General features: G+C 54.2%; 15 protein-coding genes and 1 pseudogene. 12 read left to right on the forward strand and 4 right to left on the reverse strand.

Going from position 1 to position 17,637, the window contains the following annotated elements; genetic code table 11:
• The 10 genes and pseudogenes from RT018_RS02090 to RT018_RS02135 all read left to right on the forward strand — a co-directional run.
• Positions 1–270 (forward strand): annotated as a pseudogene (locus tag RT018_RS02090) (DUF2634 domain-containing protein); the annotation flags it as partial.
• Positions 260–1,393: a baseplate J/gp47 family protein gene (locus RT018_RS02095; protein ID WP_312938890.1), complete on the forward strand. Its 1,134-nt coding sequence runs from the start codon at positions 260–262 to the stop codon at positions 1,391–1,393. The pseudogene RT018_RS02090 and the gene RT018_RS02095, both read left to right, overlap by 11 nt.
• A 1-nt stretch (position 1,394) precedes the next feature.
• Positions 1,395–1,961 (forward strand): hypothetical protein, encoded by a 567-nt coding sequence (locus RT018_RS02100; protein ID WP_312938891.1) that lies wholly within the window; start codon positions 1,395–1,397, stop codon positions 1,959–1,961.
• Between the two features lie 4 nt (positions 1,962–1,965).
• Positions 1,966–3,021 (forward strand): hypothetical protein, encoded by a 1,056-nt coding sequence (locus RT018_RS02105; RefSeq protein ID WP_312938892.1) that lies wholly within the window; start codon positions 1,966–1,968, stop codon positions 3,019–3,021.
• On the forward strand, positions 3,021–3,410 hold the full coding sequence (locus tag RT018_RS02110) for a hypothetical protein (protein ID WP_312938893.1): 390 nt from the start codon (positions 3,021–3,023) through the stop codon (positions 3,408–3,410). The genes RT018_RS02105 and RT018_RS02110 overlap by 1 nt, the downstream gene beginning before the upstream one ends.
• A gap of 544 nt (positions 3,411–3,954) precedes the next feature.
• Complete coding sequence (locus tag RT018_RS02115; protein ID WP_312938894.1) at positions 3,955–4,647, forward strand: hypothetical protein; 693 nt, start codon at positions 3,955–3,957, stop codon at positions 4,645–4,647.
• On the forward strand, positions 4,631–5,080 hold the full coding sequence (locus RT018_RS02120) for a hypothetical protein (RefSeq protein ID WP_312938895.1): 450 nt from the start codon (positions 4,631–4,633) through the stop codon (positions 5,078–5,080). The genes RT018_RS02115 and RT018_RS02120 overlap by 17 nt, the downstream gene beginning before the upstream one ends.
• A 10-nt stretch (positions 5,081–5,090) precedes the next feature.
• Positions 5,091–5,849: an SH3 domain-containing protein gene (locus RT018_RS02125; protein WP_312938896.1), complete on the forward strand. Its 759-nt coding sequence runs from the start codon at positions 5,091–5,093 to the stop codon at positions 5,847–5,849.
• Between the two features lie 162 nt (positions 5,850–6,011).
• Positions 6,012–6,218 (forward strand): 4Fe-4S dicluster domain-containing protein, encoded by a 207-nt coding sequence (locus RT018_RS02130; protein WP_312938897.1) that lies wholly within the window; start codon positions 6,012–6,014, stop codon positions 6,216–6,218.
• Complete coding sequence (locus tag RT018_RS02135) at positions 6,215–6,802, forward strand: 4Fe-4S binding protein (RefSeq protein WP_312938898.1); 588 nt, start codon at positions 6,215–6,217, stop codon at positions 6,800–6,802. The genes RT018_RS02130 and RT018_RS02135 overlap by 4 nt, the downstream gene beginning before the upstream one ends.
• A 324-nt stretch (positions 6,803–7,126) precedes the next feature.
• Here RT018_RS02135 and RT018_RS02140 read toward each other — a convergent pair whose 3' ends face one another.
• Positions 7,127–12,289, reverse strand: a complete 5,163-nt coding sequence (locus RT018_RS02140; protein WP_312938899.1) for a DUF3783 domain-containing protein — start codon at positions 12,287–12,289, stop codon at positions 7,127–7,129.
• A gap of 315 nt (positions 12,290–12,604) precedes the next feature.
• Here RT018_RS02140 and namA point away from each other — a divergent pair, with 315 nt between their 5' ends.
• On the forward strand, positions 12,605–13,633 hold the full coding sequence (namA, locus tag RT018_RS02145; RefSeq protein ID WP_312938900.1) for an NADPH dehydrogenase NamA: 1,029 nt from the start codon (positions 12,605–12,607) through the stop codon (positions 13,631–13,633).
• Between the two features lie 274 nt (positions 13,634–13,907).
• On the opposite strand, the gene RT018_RS02150 is transcribed toward namA, so the two are convergent.
• From RT018_RS02150 to cysK, 3 genes are all read right to left on the reverse strand, one after another.
• Entirely contained in the window at positions 13,908–15,083 is a 1,176-nt protein-coding gene (locus tag RT018_RS02150) for a malic enzyme-like NAD(P)-binding protein (protein ID WP_312938901.1), read from the reverse strand.
• A 28-nt stretch (positions 15,084–15,111) separates the two neighbouring features.
• Positions 15,112–15,498: a metal-dependent transcriptional regulator gene (locus RT018_RS02155; RefSeq protein WP_312938902.1), complete on the reverse strand. Its 387-nt coding sequence runs from the start codon at positions 15,496–15,498 to the stop codon at positions 15,112–15,114.
• Positions 15,499–15,731: 233 nt separating this feature from the next.
• Positions 15,732–16,664, reverse strand: coding sequence for a cysteine synthase A (gene cysK / locus RT018_RS02160; protein WP_312938903.1), 933 nt, complete (start codon positions 16,662–16,664; stop codon positions 15,732–15,734).
• Between the two features lie 275 nt (positions 16,665–16,939).
• Here cysK and RT018_RS02165 point away from each other — a divergent pair, with 275 nt between their 5' ends.
• The gene (locus RT018_RS02165; RefSeq protein WP_312938904.1) at positions 16,940–17,368 is read left to right on the forward strand and encodes an RrF2 family transcriptional regulator; all 429 of its coding nucleotides are present in this window, start codon (positions 16,940–16,942) and stop codon (positions 17,366–17,368) included.
• The last annotated feature ends 269 nt before the right edge of the window (positions 17,369–17,637 follow it).

A 17,637-nucleotide genomic window follows, 5' to 3' on the forward strand; every position in this document is an offset into this window, starting at 1 on the left:
TTTTATGATCTCGACTGGGGCTGGAGCCTCTACGACTTTATCCGGTCGGAGGATGATGGCCTGACCCGGCTGGAGATTGCGCAGCGGGCACGGACCGGCCTGCAGAGCCGTGCCGCCATCGCCCCGGATTCGATTGAAGTCAGCGTCGACTACAGTAACGATGCGTTCCTGCTTCACTGCTCCTTCCGGTTTACGGACGAGACGGAGACCAGGGACCTCACCATCATAATTGATTCTATCAGCGTGGAGGTGGTTAGCAGTGGCAATTGATTCCAGCATTCTGGATCAGATTCTTCCGGTACCGGAGATTGACGATCTGATGGAAGAAGCCAAGACGGAGCTTCAGGCAAAAGGCTTTGCGATCACGAACTTCAACTCGGGCGGCGTGTTCTACACACTCCTGATGATCGCCTTCCGGATTCGGATTGAGCTTGTGCAGCTTCTTCGGAGCGTCCTCAGCAATATGTTTGTTTCCAGCGCTGCGGGCGTATGGCTGGAGCTGAAGGCGGCGGACTTCTCCAAGAAGCGGAAGGCAGCGGTCAAAACGCAGGGGCGTGTGTCCCTGAGCCGTGCCGCAGACGGTGCGGCCATTACGATTCCGGCAGGGAGCGTTTTTAAAACGGAGAAGGATATCAACGGCACGGAGCTGCGCTTCTTCGTCACTGCGAACACGGTCCTGCAGCAAGGCTCCCTCAGTGTGGATGTTCCGGTAGAAGCCGAGAAAGAGGGCGTTCTCTACAATGTTGCCGCAGGCAAGATTACAAAGAGCCTGACCCATCTCAGCGGCATTGACGCCATTACCAATGGTACAGGCTGGATCACGCGGGAAGGCAGTGACATTGAGGATGATGAGTCTCTGCGGGAGCGGCTACTCAATGCCTGGGCGGACGTGGCCACGATGCCGATTGCACAGAAATACAAGAACGTCTGCGAGGCTGTCTCCGGCGTGCTCTTTGTCCGGGTGAATGACCAGCATCCCCGAGGCCAAGGTACCATTGACATCATCGTAACCTCCACGGTGGGCGCTGCTACTGAGGAGCTGCTGTCGCTGGTTTCGGCGGCTGCGGAGGAAATCCGAGCGCCTTATGATGATGTGCTGGTGAAGAGCTCCACCATTTCCTCCGCCGATATCAGCGTGACAGTATCTGTGACAGCGGGAACCAACACGGACGGGCTGGTTGATCGGGTTACAGCGACGATCCAGTCCATTATGAAAATTTCCAAGGACCGGAATTTGAACGAGCTGCTGCAGTCCGATTTGATCTATGCGATTCGGCGGGACATCACATCTATTGTGAATGTCAAGGTGACGGCCCCGGCGGACGATCTGATTCTTGCCACCGACATTGTGATCGTTCCCGGAACCATCACCGTCACGATACAGGAGGTATAGGATGGCCAGCAATTTCGGCGACTATATGCACGCCCTGTTGTTTGCTCCGCTGAGGAAGGTCCAAAAGAGCATCAACCAGTGGGCCATCTTTTTCAGCGTGATCGGGAAGCTCTTTGACGCTACCAAGCAGGATGTTTTCCGCGTCCGGTCTGAGTCGATGATTGCCAGCGCCAGGGAACCCGTGTTAGAGATGCATGGTCTTGACCGGGGCATGGTTCGCCTGAAGGGCGAGATGGTCAATAACTACCGCATACGGTTGGCCATGAAATCTATTATTGCCTCTGAGGCGGGGACCAATAAGGCAATTCTCTATGTTGCAAAGGCGTTTGGATATGACAATGTTTCAATTGAGCGGAACCCGAACCCGGAAAAGTGGGCAGAGGCCACAGTGCAGTTCATCGGTGGAAAGATCGTGCTTGACGATCAGACACTGCTCCTGAAGGAGCTCAACAAGATTAAGCCCGCCGGTGCTCTGCTTACGGTTTCAAAGGAGCAGCGATATTCCGCAGCGGTCTATCAGGGCGCGGTCCGGGTGATCGGGCGGCAAATGACAATCAGGCAGGTGTGACAATATGGCATTTACAAACTTAAAACTCACGACGTTCGGACAGAATCTGGACGCGAAGTGCAAGCTGGGGAAGGGCCTCCACCTCTCACGGGTGGTCATCGGTGACGGCCTGCTGGGGAACGGCTCCATGGTGAACCGTACCGCCCTGGTCAGTGAGCGGTATTCAATGCTCGTGGATGCAAAACAATTGACAGAAGCAGGCGCGGTAGCGGCCATTGTTTCCACGCTGGACAACAGCGACTTTACGGAGGGTTTTCCGTACAGAGAGCTGGGCTTGATGGGTGTGGACCCGGACACCAGCCAGGAGGGGCTTTATCTCTATGATAATGCCGGAGAAGAATGCGAGTTTCTGGATACGCGGGCAAACGGCGTTGTGATCTATGAGCGGCTAAAGCTGCTGATTAAAACGCAGGACGCCGCCAGCATCACGTTTGACCCGTCCGGCAATCCCCTCTATATCGGCGTTGATGATCCGGTAAGTAACAATACCGTTACCTTTACCCAAGCTGCGGAACGCACGAATATTCAGTCCGGGGAAACGCTGGCGGTGTTGTTTGGCAAAGCAAAGAAATGGTTTGCAAGTCTCGGCAGCGCGGCATTTACGGAAAGCTCCTCTTATGCTGCGAGGCTCCATGCTTCGAGCCACGCCCCTGGAGGCAGCGACCCGTTGACACCGGCGCAGATCGGGGCGGACCCCTCCGGCAGCGCGGCGGCGGTACAGGCTAACCTCGCGGCCCACGCGGGGCGCACGGACAACCCCCACGGGGTAACGCGCGGGCAGATCGGCGCGGCGGCGACTACTACCCTGACGGCCACCGTGCCGGTGGCGTGGACGGCATCCGGGGATTTCTTTTACCAAAACGTGTCCGTGCCGGGGATGCTGGCCAGCGATAACCCGGTTGCGGATATCCTGATGGGGAGCGATAATGCCGCTAACAAGCTCTACGCCGAGGCATGGGGCAAGGTGCTGCGGGCGACGACCTATGACGGCGGCGTGCAAATCTGGTGCACGGAAGCGCCCACGGTGGCGTTTCCTGTGCAGTTTAAGGTGGTGCGGTGATGGGAGAGGCATTGGTATCCCGCAGAAGCGGGGAAAGTTCCAAAGGATTTACAGCTAATAATTCAAGCGACTACACTAGATTTTCGGGTCCTGCGACTTTACCAATCAATAGTGATTGGTACACGTTAGCAACTATTTCTGCAATCGGCATCAAAAGAATCGTAGCTATTCTGAATGAAGCGTACAACGGACTTCCAAATAATTACGACATTATCCTTACACATGCGGGGGAAGAAATCTCAATGGCTCTCTCTACAAGCAATGGAGTTCAAGGAATCATGCTTGGCCGGTTAGTAAAAAGTGGAAACGATATTTTGTTGCAGGTCAAACAAACCAATGGAACTGTCAGCCCTATTAAGGTTTATTGGTTTTGGGCAACTGGAATGTAAGGAGGAACAGTCCATGACAAGAAAACATAAGTCCGCGTACGTGTACACACACACACACACACACACACACACACACACACACAATTAGTTTTGTCTGCCTGTTGCGAACATCTCCGCAGAGGTGCTTGCAATGGGTGAGTGCATTATTGCCAGACGGGGCGGAGGAAGTTCAAATATTATAGAATTGAAAGCCTCGGCGAATACAGGTGGTCAATTTGGTGTTAGATTTTCTGTTCCTATAAGTAATATTCCCCCACAGTCCTCTGACCTTAGATTTAGGGTAATTACGATTCCCTCATACGGGAATTGGGTTTGCGCCGACGTTTATCAGGTTGAAAGCAACAGTAGCTATCATGCTGACGGATTTATTACCTCACCAGGAAATACAAAATATCCAGTAAGTAGTAGTGGCACTGTGAATGGTGATACTGTTACTTTTTATTTCACAAGTTCCTATATTGGCCCCACTCCAACGTCTGAGGTACGGGCTTGCTATGGATTTCTTGCATAACTGAATTTATTAAAAAATTTCGGGAGAGCAACTATGTACATCACAACCAAAACCAACAATCACCACACCGTGCTCGACCAGAGCATCAGCCCCGGCGAGGTGCGCTACACCTTGGATGAGGCCCCGGAGGAGCTGGGAGCAACGGTATCACTCTATACGGCAGACGGCGGTATGTGCCTACGGACGGATACGGTGGCAGACTACCTGCACCCGCGTATCCGGGGCAACACCGTGATTCTTTCCAACACGCCGGAGCCGATTCCGGCATCTCCCACGGCGGCGGAAATTAAGGCAGAGCGCAGCGCGGCTATTAAAGTCGCCTGTGCCGAGGCCATCACTGGGGGCTTCGACGCGGACGTGCTGGGGCGAGGGCCTCTGCACTACACGCTGACGGAGATACAGCAGCGAGACTTGCAGACCCAGTATGCAGCAGTGCAGGCCGGAGCCACGGAGGCCCTTTGGCATGACGGTAGCCGGGTGACGCACGAGGTCTACACGGCAACGCAATTCATGGAGCTGTTTCAGCTTGGCTATGCCTACATCATCTCCTGCAAAATCCGATCTGACTGGTTGGAACAGCTGGCCCACGATCTGGCCGATGCGGACAAGCTCACCGAGGCCGCTGCGGTGGATTGGAGTACGGCATTGCCCGAGGACTACCAGACGCAGTGTGACGAGCAGATTGTTGCCATGCTGGGGAGAAGTGCTGATGATGAGACTGCATAACGCGCTCAAATCCGTGGTTCTCTGGCTGTTTGGCGGGGCGGTATACTTTCTTGTGGAGGTGGTCTTCAAGACCGTTACCGGCCATGCACAGTCCATCAACTGGACGATGCTGATTCTGGCAGCAATCATCTGCATTCCGCTTGACCGAGCCAATGAGATGATGAGTTGGGATACACCGCTATGGCGGCAAGCCATCACCGGGGGCCTGTGCATTACGGCGGCGGAGTTGGGTGCGGGCATTATTCTGAACTGCTGGCTTGAGCTGGGTATCTGGGACTACTCCCACTGCTGGGGCAACCTATGGGGGCAAATATGCCCTAAGTGGACGCTGATCTGGTGTATCGTAGCCGGGGCTGGGATTGTCGTATTTGACTGGCTCCGGTGGATTCTGTGGCCGGGGGAAGAACGCAAGCCACACTATATTTTAATCTGAAGGTGTACTTATGAGTAAATTTGTTACGGAGGCCCTCTCAAATCACGACTACCGTTTTGAAATCTTTGTCAATACAGAGAAGCTGACTTGGCAGCAAATTAAGGCTTCAAAAAATTGTGCACGGATCATAAACCTTGGCTATTTCGACCTCAAAAAATTTATCCCGAATGAGGGACTGATTGTGGATGGTCGGACATTGCTGGTACCCAGATATCAGGACTGGGGCGTGACCATTGATGCAGATGGGAATTTGGGCCGAGATGTGCCCGCCAGTGCAGCCGGGAAGCTGAATTATTGTCCGGCAGTTCCCCCTATGCTGAAAAATGGAGCCAAAGCCGCAGCCGCACAGTCTTTCGCACGGAATGGCACAACGATGGTTGGATTCAAAAAGGATGGAACCCCGGTATGGCTGCTCTGTCAGAAAGTCTTCGGAGCAACATCGACGGAAGCTGTCAAGGCGCTTACTGACCTCGGCTGTGTGGATATCCTTCGTTATGATGGAAGCTGGAGCACACAAGGATATCTAGCAGATCGTGCTGTGCAGCCTCTTCAGCGCATAATTGTGTACACGCTGCTCTTGGCGTACTATCGAAATCCATACTATCAGCGCACCGTGACAGCCAGCGCTCTGAATGTCCGTTCTGCTCCGGGCGGCGCGATTGTGGACAGCCTGAAGCGCAATACCGTAGTCACAGTTCTGGAGGTTCGGGGAGCTTGGGTAAGAGTTGGAACCGACCGTTGGGTTAACTCTTCTTACTTGAAAGCATAAGGCAAAAACGGGAGAGCAGCAGCCGCTACTCTCCCGTTACCAAGTGTTAGATTTACTTCTAAGAAATGGCTAATTTTTTCTCAACTATTTTGTCCCTATTTCTCAAAAATCTTGTCGCGCAACAATTTGTATAATAAATTATCAAACTTGGAGGTAGCAAAATTGCAAGAGAAAAGGAAACTGCGAAACGCCATCGTTGGAGATGCCTGTGTAGCCTGTGGTTGCTGCGTTGCGGTGTGCCCGAAGCAAGCAATCCGAATCGACCGGGGTGTGCGCGCCCGTGTAGACGAACAAAGCTGTGTGGGCTGTGGAAAATGCGTCAAAGCCTGTCCCGCAGGCGTGATCGACATTTGGGAGGTGCAGCCGTGAAAAAGCGCTGGTATGATTATCTGTGGATCTTTACGCTGCTCTATCTGGGGCTGGGTTTTTTCAACATTCTCTTTGCTTGGGTGGGGCTTTTGTGCTTCCTGATCCCGCTTGCCATTTCTCTCGCCGGCGGCGGAAAGGCCTACTGCAACCGCTACTGCGGACGCGGGCAACTGCTCACTTTGCTGGGCGGCCGATTTGGGCTCTCCCGTGGCAAGAATCCGCCCGCCTTCCTGCGCAGCCGTTGGTTCCGCTACTCTTTCACGGCTTTCTTTTTTGTCATGTTCTTTCAAATGCTGTGGACGACCTGGCTGGTGTTTTCCGGGGTGCAGGAGCTGGGGCAGTTTGTTAAACTGTTATGGACCTTCCGGTTGCCGTGGCACTGGGCTCACCATGGGACGATGCTACCGCGCTGGATTTCCCAGTTTGCCTTTGGCTTTTACAGTTTAATGCTGACCTCTACCTTGCTTGGAATCATTACAATGGTGCTTTACAAGCCTCGGTCTTGGTGTGTCTATTGTCCTATGGGGACGACAACGCAGCTTATCTGCAAGTCCAAAGCAAAAAGTGGCGACTTAAATGCATAAAGAATGGACTACTGGATAAGTCTTGGAGATGGGAAGCGCGGAGAATCCATCTGTGATAATGTAATTATGTAAAACGTTGTTAAAATTTTGATGTGCTTCTCATTAAAGGCAGATTACTAGGTATATTAATATACAAATGAACTGCATTACGTAGGATTCTGAAATACTTTCACCCTTTCCAGTATACACCAATTTTTTACCAATTTCAACCAAAAGCGCCCTTGGGAATGATTTCCCCAAGGGCGCTTGCTTACCAAAGCGATGTTTAATGATCTTCCGCCGTGGCCATGACATGGATGCCACGCAGTAGTCTTTATGTTTGCATCAGTTGTTCATCGTTCTATAAAGAAATGTGATGGCTTGGGCCCTGGTGCAGAAATCGGCAGGCACAAACTTGCCGTTGCTGCGGCCAGCGGCAATGCCCTGATTCATCGCCCAAGTTACCGCCTGCGCGTAGTATGCATCCGCGCTCACATCGGGGAATCCGGCCCCAGAAACCGCCATATTTCCCTGTGCACGCCAGAGAAACGTTATCACCTGCGCCCGATTGCTTACTGCATTTGGAGCAAATGTGGTTGTACTGAAGCCGCTGGTAATCCCCTTTTCCACCGACCAGAGGACTGCATGATAGTAATAGGCGTCTTTTTGAACATCCGCAAACGGGTTTTCCATGGTGTCAGGGATGGGAGAGCCATTGGCCCTCCAGAGAAGTGTGACGATCTGCGCACGGGTGCAGCTCTGGCCGGGAGCAAATGTGTTTGCAGAGTTCCCGGAGGTAATCCCCTGCTCCACCGCCCACTGCACTGCATCATAATAATATGCTCCGCTGAAAACATCGGTAAACGAAGCTCCCGAACGATAGCCCACCATGAATTTGGAAAAATGCGGTGTGACAAATGTCACCATGCCGGACGTTCTGTCGTAGGAGGTCTTACATGCTGTCAAGCTGCCATTGTCAGCCAGATAGTAGACCGTCAGCGCCGCTGCCGTCTCGCCTTCCGCCAGAGTATATGGGATGCTTACGGACGCAGTCCCACCGCTCAAATCATGGATTGCGGCAGCACTGCCGCTGGCAATGGATATCTCAAACACCCGGTTGCCACCCGCCACTCTTTGCTGATCCGTGTTCAAATTGGAACTTGTGACGGGCTTCACGGAGACGGTCACGTTCGTCCCGGCCTGACGCGCAATTGCTTTTAGCGCATCGCTGTCTAGAGTCATATGTGCAACACTGGACGTAATCGTCAGTGCCGCATCCTTGTGGTTGGCTAGTGTTTCCAGTGGGTCTGCCGGAATTGTAACCGACAGGCCGTCGGCTTTGGGCGGAGTGTTTACCGCCACTTTCACCACAGGCGCGGTGGAATTTTTTCGGGCCGCCGCCAAAGCACTGCTCACCGCGTCGGTGGCTGTTGCACTGCTTACCACGACGTTAGCCGTTGTACCGGAGACGGTGGGCGTCACACTTGCAGTGACGGTGGTCGTATTTCCGCTGGTGGCCGTCTTCACGACCGGGACTCCGCTGCCTGAAGAACTGCCAGAGGAACCGCCGCCAGAACTGCCGCCGCTTGAAGAGTTTGTGGTGGCTGCGGAAAGCGTAAGTCTGTCACTTTGACCCACGGGACTAATTGCATTGCTCGTAATGGTGTATTCCGTTTGCGCGGAGAGCGCGTCAAAGGTTGCGGAGGTGACTGACGCTTCCGTCGTCAGCGTTTTCAGCAGCGACTTGCCTTGATAGAGCGAAATGACGTAGCAATTGGGCATCGGCCGGTTATTCTTGTTTTCGGGTGTTGCCCATCGAACTTCCAAGCTGGTGGGCCGGGGCTGAACCGTTGCCTGAGGCGCCTTGGGCACTTCCAGTTGGGCCTTGAGGGAGCCAAATTTTTGATCGGCGGTAATCTTCACCGTGGTACCAATCAGCTTATCCGGGGCAATGCCGGAAATCGACTGCGTGTCTGCTCCAGTGCTCCAAGCATAGCGATATTGCGTGTCCTTTTCTCCTCCTATCACCTGTGCCGTCATCACATAGGTATCATCTTCGGATTTCTCAATGGAAATGGCTGCTGTGCCGGTGAGAACCGTCTTCTCCGTAATCAGGAGATACTGCTCTTGCAGCGCGCAGTTGGCGTTTGTCAGAGCTTCCAGCGTCGGTTCATAACGTTTGAGAACCTCAATACCGGCGGTGATGGCTTCCTGCAGTGCCGCCCAGTTCTCTTTTACACCATACTCGGCTTCGCGCAACGCCTGCGCCTGGGCAACCATGGCATCCAGCGCCAGCAACGCCTGAAACACCTCATGCTCCTCGGCAATGTCGTCAATCAGCTCGTGATACTGCGTATCACGGTTGTATTCGGTCACCACAGCTTTGTGGTCGATGCGCAGTCCGTCCGCCTGCATCCCTGCCAAAAAGCGATCCAGCAGCGCATCCGACAAATTGCAAATCAGCATAAACTCTGTGTCCGCGCCACTGCCGGAATACGGCTTCTCAGCCGGTTCGTATCCATCCAGGCCCGCAAGGTATCCCACTGTCTGGTTCAGCTCGGTATCCGAAACATCCAGCACTTCAATGCCCAAGCCGGACAAAATGCTTCTCAGCCGCACTCCACGGGAAGTATCCTCGCCCAGATTATATAGCGCAACCTTTGGACCTGCCATCGAGGTACCCGCGCTGACAATCGGCGCGGAAACGGAAAAATAGTCAACTTCCTCTTCCGCCCATTCGGTATGCGGCAGACGAAGCTTGACGATCAGACGATTTCCGGGAATGAGCGTCGACCCCTCCCGCACCGGAATTTCCACCTTTCCCTTGGCAATGTCGCCAGAGCGGCTGCTGATTTGTCCAACCACCGTCGCTTTCGGGCCTTCCCACAGTTCCTCCTCTTCAAATTCCCTGTCCGTGTAGTTTGCAGGGAACTGATAGACTGTGGCTGTGCAATAAAAGTCATCGCCCATCTCCAAATAATGATCGGAATAATCAATCGTAACAGGAACGGTCTTTGCATCGGTGAGGATTGCGGCAGCCTCAAACGCCGCATAGGGCCTTCCCCAGTTTGGAGAGGGTTGCACCGTCACAATATTCGACAGAGTCTGCTGGCCGCCCGCTGAGACCATAAGCTGCAAATTAGCTCCGGCAGTTAAGCTTCCGGCTCTAACATAGAGCGTGCGGTTGGCGGCGCTGATGGGGAGCGTTCCGCTGACCAGCGCCGTGGCAGTCTTGAGGTCCAGTGCGCTTTCGGTAAACTGATAGAGCGTATAGGAAGCTGCGCCCACCGAAGCATCAAACATCATCTTGGCGCTCACATGTGTCATTCCGGCGGTTACTTTGGCATCAAGAATTTTCGCGGTGGGGGCCGGAACCACGACCTCTCCGGAAACAATCACCGGATCAGAGATGTAATCTGCCATTGGGTTGGCGCCACTGTCTCTCACCACGGCGCAGATTTTTTTTCCGGGCGCGGGCGCAGAAGAAAGTGCAAGCGTATTCACCCCCTCGGTCAAACTGCCCAGCACAGAGAAACACAGGCTTGTATAATCGTTGAGCTTACCGCTCACGTATGGTTCATTGGCATCCATTTGAATGATCCGCAAGATTCCCGAAGACGGAATGTTTTCCAGCAATACTTCAATACGCACTGTCTCCGCTGTAATTTCAGAATCTTGCAAGGCCACACCAGGAACCCCTGGCTGGGCCGCGGCTGCAACGGTATACGCGCCGCTGGTAAAAGTAATTACCTCACCGCTTACATATGTAATGACCAGGCACACCTGATCCCCTGCCGCCAGCGCGCCGGGGTTGATGTCAAAGGCAATTTGCCCCGGGCTTTGTCCTGTCTTTGTTTCCAGTGGTTCGTCCGTATTGGCCACGCCGTTAACCAGTTTGCAGAGCTTCACTACATTCAGGTTTGTGATGCCGCTATTGCGCGCGGTCACCTGAAACACAGCCTGCGTACTCTCCGCCGTCAGCTTGTTAACCAAAGCAAGCGTCAAATCCGGCGTGGCCTCCACCGTCACCGGCTGAGACCGCGCAGCAGCCGCCCCGCCATTTATAACAAATGCCACCAATTGGTTGCCCGGAATCAGGGAAACTCCGGTATTGGGAAGGACGGTATTTGCGCCTGTCACCGGGGCTGTGTTTATCCCATAGGGCTTTCCCGCGTCCTGCGCAAATTCCGTTGCGCTCGCCGGATAGGTTTTCAAAAGTAATATCGAGCCGTCTGGCACAGCGCCGCCAACAGTGACGGAAACACTTTCCGCATCACTCGCAACCGGCCCGTTAACTGCAACCGTCAGCGTATCCTGACTGGGCGCGGCAGAAACCAAAACCGAGTCGTCGGGGCGGTTAAAAACCGCTTCATAGTCGTTGCCCTTCGGCAAAAACAGGTCCTGATTTTGCATCCAATAAACCACAGCGCGCACGCGATAGCCCTCACGCAGCGGCTCGTTGAGCTGAAGTTCTTTTCCATGGAAAGCATCGGTCGACTGTAAATTATTTTTCAGGGGAATTTGCTTTCCGCTTTCAAAGTCAAAGGTGTCTCCATCGGGATACTGGGCCACCGCGCACGTGATGCTGGTTTTTCCGTCCCTCACTGCCTGAAACAACCGCTCATCACCAGTCAGGCTAATGTGTAACGAGGTCGCCCCCGCGTAAAGGATCGTCTCGTCAATTGCCACATCGGGATATGTATAATCTTCAAAGCTATTTCCGGAATGATCAACAACCTGCAGCGCCTGAGAGTTAATGGGACGATAGTAATCCTCCCCCACCGGCACGTTCAAGCAGGCAATGATTTTATATCCCACGTTCAGCGGCAGATTCCTTGCGTTAAAGTCGCAGGTGACTGCATCGCCATCCTTCACCGAGCCCGACCAAAGGCGCTTGTTATACGCCGCGTCCGGATTAAAAATCGTGTTGCCGGCATAGGCGTAAATCGTCAACGCACACGCCTCAATAGACTTGTCCAGAGAGACGTTCACGTCCACGGAAGTCTCATTCTCACGAAAAGGTTCCGTCCGTTCGATCCCCTCCATTTGCAGGCTGACCCGGCAATTTGCCAAAATGGCGCTGGGGTCTGTGACAACAGGACTTCCCGCAACAACGAGCGGCTCAGAAACGTAATCCACAGGACTGTCGCCAGTCCCATCCCGCAAAACGGCAACAATTGTTTTACCCGCAATAGGCGATGCGGATAGCGTCAGCTCATTGTCTCCGGCCTTGAGATTGGTGATAAACCCCTGCGCGAATAGATATGTGCCATTGTTAAACAGGTCGGAATTATATTCCGTACCACTGTTAAACTGAAAAACACGTAAAATTCCAGAAGCCGGGATTTGGGTTAAATTTACGGTTAATGTTCTTGTCTCTGTTGTGATCTCCGTATCCTTGATGGTAACCACCGTTTGAGCCGCAGACACCGGGAGTGCTGCCAGCAAAAGCAGCATCACCAGTGCCATCATCAAGCTTATTCCTCGCCTGCGCAACTTCTGTCCCATGAAATATCCTCCTTATTCTCTTTGGACCCATTGTCTCCTAGGTTGCGGTTAGATATGACTAACCATAGGTTTAACTTATACAATAGTTTTCATAATTTGTCAATTGGTGAATACGCCAAGGGCGGAGCGGTTAATAATGCGAACGATACGCAAACTCAGAATTTGCAGGCCCGTCGGGTACGATTCAGCTCGCTTTTTCTGTGAAATAGCAGGTCATTCCTCGCCTTCTCATTGCATCGATCGCCTGCCCGTGCTATGATAGCCATATCATTTCAGGAAATTTTTGTGGCCTTGCGGCAGAAGGGAGAACAACTTATGAACCTGTTTCACACGCTCAGCGTAAAAAACATGACACTGCGCAACCGAATCGTCATGCCTCCCATGTGTATGTACAGCACCGAAGGCGATGGCGTACCCACAGACTTTCACTTCACCCATTATACCTCCCGGGCCGTGGGCGGCGCGGGGCTGATCATCGTGGAGGCCACCGGCGTTCTGCCCCCGGGGCGCATTTCTGACCGATGCCTTGGCCTTTGGAACGACCGGCAGGCCGAGGCGATGAAGCCGCTTGTTGCCACATGCCAGAAATATGGGGCCAAGGTGGCCATTCAGCTCAACCACGCGGGGCGTAAGTGCGAGGCCAAGGAGAAGACGATTTTCGCCCCCAGTGCCATCCCCTTTGAAGAAACATCCCCCGTACCCAAAGAGATGACGGAGGAGGAGATTCGGGACGTGGTTCAGGCGTTTCGCAGCGCTGCCGCCCGGGCGGCAGCCATCGGCTTTGACGCTTTGGAAATCCACGGTGCCCATGGGTATCTGATGAATGAATTTCTTTCCCCCCTCACCAATCGCCGTACGGACGGCTACGGCGGCTCCACGGAAAACCGCTGCCGCTTCCTGCTGGAGGTGCTGCGGGCGGTGCATGAGGTCTGGCCAGCGGAAAAGCCCGTACTTCTGCGCGTCTCCGCCGAGGATTATGAGCCGGAGGGCATCCATCCGGAGGAAATGGTCAAAATCGTGGAACTGGTGAAGCCGTATATCGATGTGCTGGACGTAAGTTCCGGCGGCGTGATGCCCACGCCACCGACGGCAATCTATCCCGGCTATCAGGTAAGAGCCGCGGAGATTTTAAAGCAGTCCTCCGGTCTGCCCGTGATTACCGTGGGCCTGATTACCGAAGCCCATCAGGCGGAGCAGATTCTGGGTGAGGGCCGGGCGGACCTGATTGCTTTGGGCCGCGAGCTTTTGCGGGACCCCTATTGGGTCCTTCATACGGCGCGGGACCTGAACATAGAATACCCTTGGCCGGAGCAGTATGTCCGAGGCTTCAAGGCAAGAAAGTAAGGGCAGAGCCAGGCGGATTGTTCTTTAGTTCGCCTGTTGAAAGGCGCCTGTGCCACCGTCTTGGGAAGGCCATATACGAAGTCCACGCAACAAAAGCAGGACAGGGGCTAAAGCCTCTGTCCTGCTTTTGTTTGTATTTCGGTTAACGCTTCGTTCTTTAAAGATACACCCTCTTTATCGCGACCGCCAGTTGAGGTGCGGCAATGCCTGCCTGTGAGGGAATTACGGTCTCTCCCACGGCCATCTTGCCAAAAGAGACTATTGGGAACACACCTCAGATGCGGGCAACGCCCGTGCGCCGAGCCGCTTCCGCCACGGCCTTTGCAACCGCCGGGCCTACCCGGGGATCAAAGGCGGCGGGGATGATATAGTTCTCGTTCAGCTCATCTCCGGAAATCAACTCCGCCAGTGCCTGCGCAGCAGCCATTTTCATTTCCTCGTTGATGTCGCTGGCGCGCACGTCAAAGACACCCCGGAAAATACCCGGAAAAGCCAAAACATTATTGATCTGGTTGGGATAGTCGCTGCGCCCAGTTGCCACCACCCGCGCACCCGCCGCCTTCGCTTCGTCGGGGAAAATCTCCGGCGTGGGGTTGGCGCAGGCAAAAATAATGGGGTCCGCAGCCATGGAGCGCACCATGTCCGCCGTCACGGAGCCGGGAGCAGACACACCGATGCAAACGTCCACACCCACCATGGCCTCCTTCAGCCCGCCACGGAGATTCCGGGGGTTTGTGACTTGCGCCAGCTCCATTTTAATCCAGTTCATGCCGGTTTCCCGGCCCTGGTAGATGATTCCCGTGCGGTCGCACAGGACAATGTCCTTGGCTCCCGCGGCAAGCAACAGTTTGGTTACGGCCACGGCAGCAGCGCCGGCCCCGTTCACCGCGATTTTCACGTCCGCCAGATGCTTTCCAACCACCTTCAGCGCGTTTTGAAGCCCCGCCAGCGTGATGATGGCAGTGCCGTGCTGATCGTCGTGGAAGATGGGAATGTCGCACTTTTCCTTCAGCTTCCGCTCAATTTCAAAGCAGCGGGGCGCGGCGATATCCTCCAGATTCACGCCGCCAAAGCTGCCGGAAATATGATACACCGTGTTGACAAACTCGTCCACATCATGGCTTTTCACGCACAAGGGGAACGCATCCACCCCGCCGAAAGCCTTGAACAGCACACACTTGCCCTCCATCACGGGCATGCCCGCCTCCGGGCCGATGTCCCCCAGGCCCAACACGGCGCTACCGTCTGTGACCACCAGGCACAGGTTGTGCCGCCGGGTCAGCTCGTAGCTCTTGTCCGGATTCTTTTGAATCTCCAGACAGGGCTGGGCCACGCCGGGGGTATAGGCCAGCGACAAATCCTCCCGCGTGGCCACCGGAACGGCGGCCACCACCTCAATTTTTCCCTTCCACTCCCCGTGGAGCCGAAGGGATTCTTTCGCGTAATCCATTGCCTTCTCCTTCTCTGGTCCCTGTACCTTAAAGGGAGTCTCTGCCCGATTTGGCTTTCTCCAAAAAGTCCTTCACGAGGGCAAACGTCTCCTCGTGAAGATCGTGTTCCACTCTGCAGGCATCCTCCGCAGCAATCTCCGGGGGCACGCCCAAAAACGTAAACAGCTCCGTCAGCGTTCTGTGCCGCCGGTAAACCCGGGAGGCAACCTCCATGCCGGTGTCGCTCAACGTAATCGTTCCATCCTCGGCCATGGAGATATATCCGTTTTCCCGCAGTTTTTTCATGGCAATACTGACGCTGGGCTTGGAATAGCCCAAATCGTTCACAATGTCAATGGAGCGCACGGATCCCAATCTCTCCTGCACGACCAAAATGGACTCCAAATAGTCCTCCGCCGATTCATGAATCTCCATGGTCCCACCTCCTGATGACAGATTTATGCCGGCCCATCTCCGCAACCGGCAGTTTGTTCTGTCTATCTTATCATAAACGAAAAATTTTGCAAGTACGCACCTGTTAAGTTTTTGCGAATTTACCTCCGCTTATTACCAATAAAATGTTCCGTTTGAGGTTTTTAAAGAAAGACCGGTATACGCGCAAAAGTCCGGGACCGCCACGCATACGCGGCGGTCCCGGGCAAAGTCGTTTAATCTGCAAACAGCGGAGTGGAGAGATAGCGGTCGCCGGTATCCGGCAACAGGGCCACGATGGTCTTGCCCTTGTTCTCCGGCCGCTTGGCAAGCTGCACAGCGGCCCACACCGCGGCGCCGGAGGAAATGCCCACCAGAACGCCCTCGGCTCTGCCGATTCTTCTGCCCTCGGCAAAGGCATCATCGTTCTCCACAGCAATCACCTCGTCATAGACCGAGGTATTCAGCACGTCGGGGACAAAGCCCGCGCCGATGCCCTGAATCTTATGGCTTCCCGGCGCGCCACCGCCCAGCACGGCAGAGGCCGCAGGTTCCACCGCCACGATTTTCACATTGGGGTTCTTCTTGCGGAGATATTCGCCCACGCCTGTGACGGTGCCACCGGTGCCGACACCCGCCACGAAGATATCCACTTTCCCGTCTGTGTCCTCCCAGATTTCCGGGCCGGTGGTCGCCTTATGCACCGCCGGGTTGGCGGGGTTGACAAACTGACCGGGAATGAAGCTGTCCGGTGTTTCCGCCGCAAGCTCCTCCGCCTTGGCAATGGCGCCCTTCATGCCCTTTGCCCCTTCGGTAAGCACCATCTCAGCGCCATAGGCCTTCATCAGCTGGCGGCGCTCCACACTCATGGTTTCCGGCATGACGATGATAATGCGATAACCCCGGGCGGCCGCCACGGAGGCAAGGCCGATGCCTGTGTTCCCGGAGGTGGGCTCGATGATGACGGAGCCGGGCTTCAGCTTGCCGCTGGCTTCCGCGTCGTCGATCATGGCTTTTGCAATGCGATCCTTCACACTGCCTGCGGGATTGAAGTATTCCAGCTTGCCCAGGATCCGGGCCTCCAGACCTTCTTCCTTCTCAATGTGGCTCAGTTCCAGCAACGGAGTTTTTCCGATCAACTGATCGGCGGAAGTATAAATATTGCTCATTGTCTGTTCCTCCTATAATTCATTCGATGTTGTTCATCCGGTTTAGCGGGACGCTCCCCTCCGGGTGTGAAAAACGGGAGGACATCGAAATCCGGCGGGCAGAGACAGTCTGAAATTCATATATCATTACCAACCTTTCAAGTAGGTTAATATGGATTATACGCATTCTTTTTGGATTTGTCAATAGGCAAGGGGAAAAAATTTCCAAAGCTTTCAGTTGATTCCCCACTAACCGTATTATATAATAGGTTTATCACATGTGGAGGAATTTTAATATGCTGATTTCAACAAAGGGCCGCTATGCCCTGCGGGTGATGATTGATTTGGCCGAACACCGGACGGAGGGCTATGTCCCTTTGAAGGAGGTTGCAGAGCGGCAGGATATCTCAGAGAAATATCTGGAGAGCATTATCAAGCTTCTGGTCAAGGGAAAGCTTTTGGCCGGGCTGCGGGGCAAGGGCGGTGGTTATCGCCTGACAAGGTCTCCGGAGGAGTATTCCGTGGGGGCTATTTTGCGCCTGACGGAGGAATCTCTGGCCCCCGTCGCTTGTCTGGAGGGGGAGTCGGTCTCCTGTTCCAGAATGGCGGAATGTCGCACGCTTCCCATGTGGCGCGGGTTGGACAAGGTCATCCGAGACTATCTTGACAATATCACCGTGGCGGATTTGACAGCCTCCGATTCCGGCGGCAACTATATAATCTGAACAGCGACCCACCAAAAAAGGCCCGGCTTACGCCGGGCCTTTTGGGCGGAATACGACAAAGCGGACGGCCTGCCAGCCGTCCGCTTTGCCTGTATGGTATAGAGAAAGGAGAGGGAGAAATTGGAGAAATGTATCAAGTGTTTCGCTTGATGTGTTCATAATAGCGTCCGGCCTTAGAAATGTCAACGGACCCAAGGCACCTTTCATAGTTTGTTTACAAACATAGCCTTTATTCAAAATTTGTTCACAATACGTTCAAATAACATCCA

Origin of the sequence: Oscillibacter sp. (assembly GCF_032060045.1) — a bacterium.
GTDB lineage: Bacteria > Bacillota > Clostridia > Oscillospirales > Oscillospiraceae > Oscillibacter.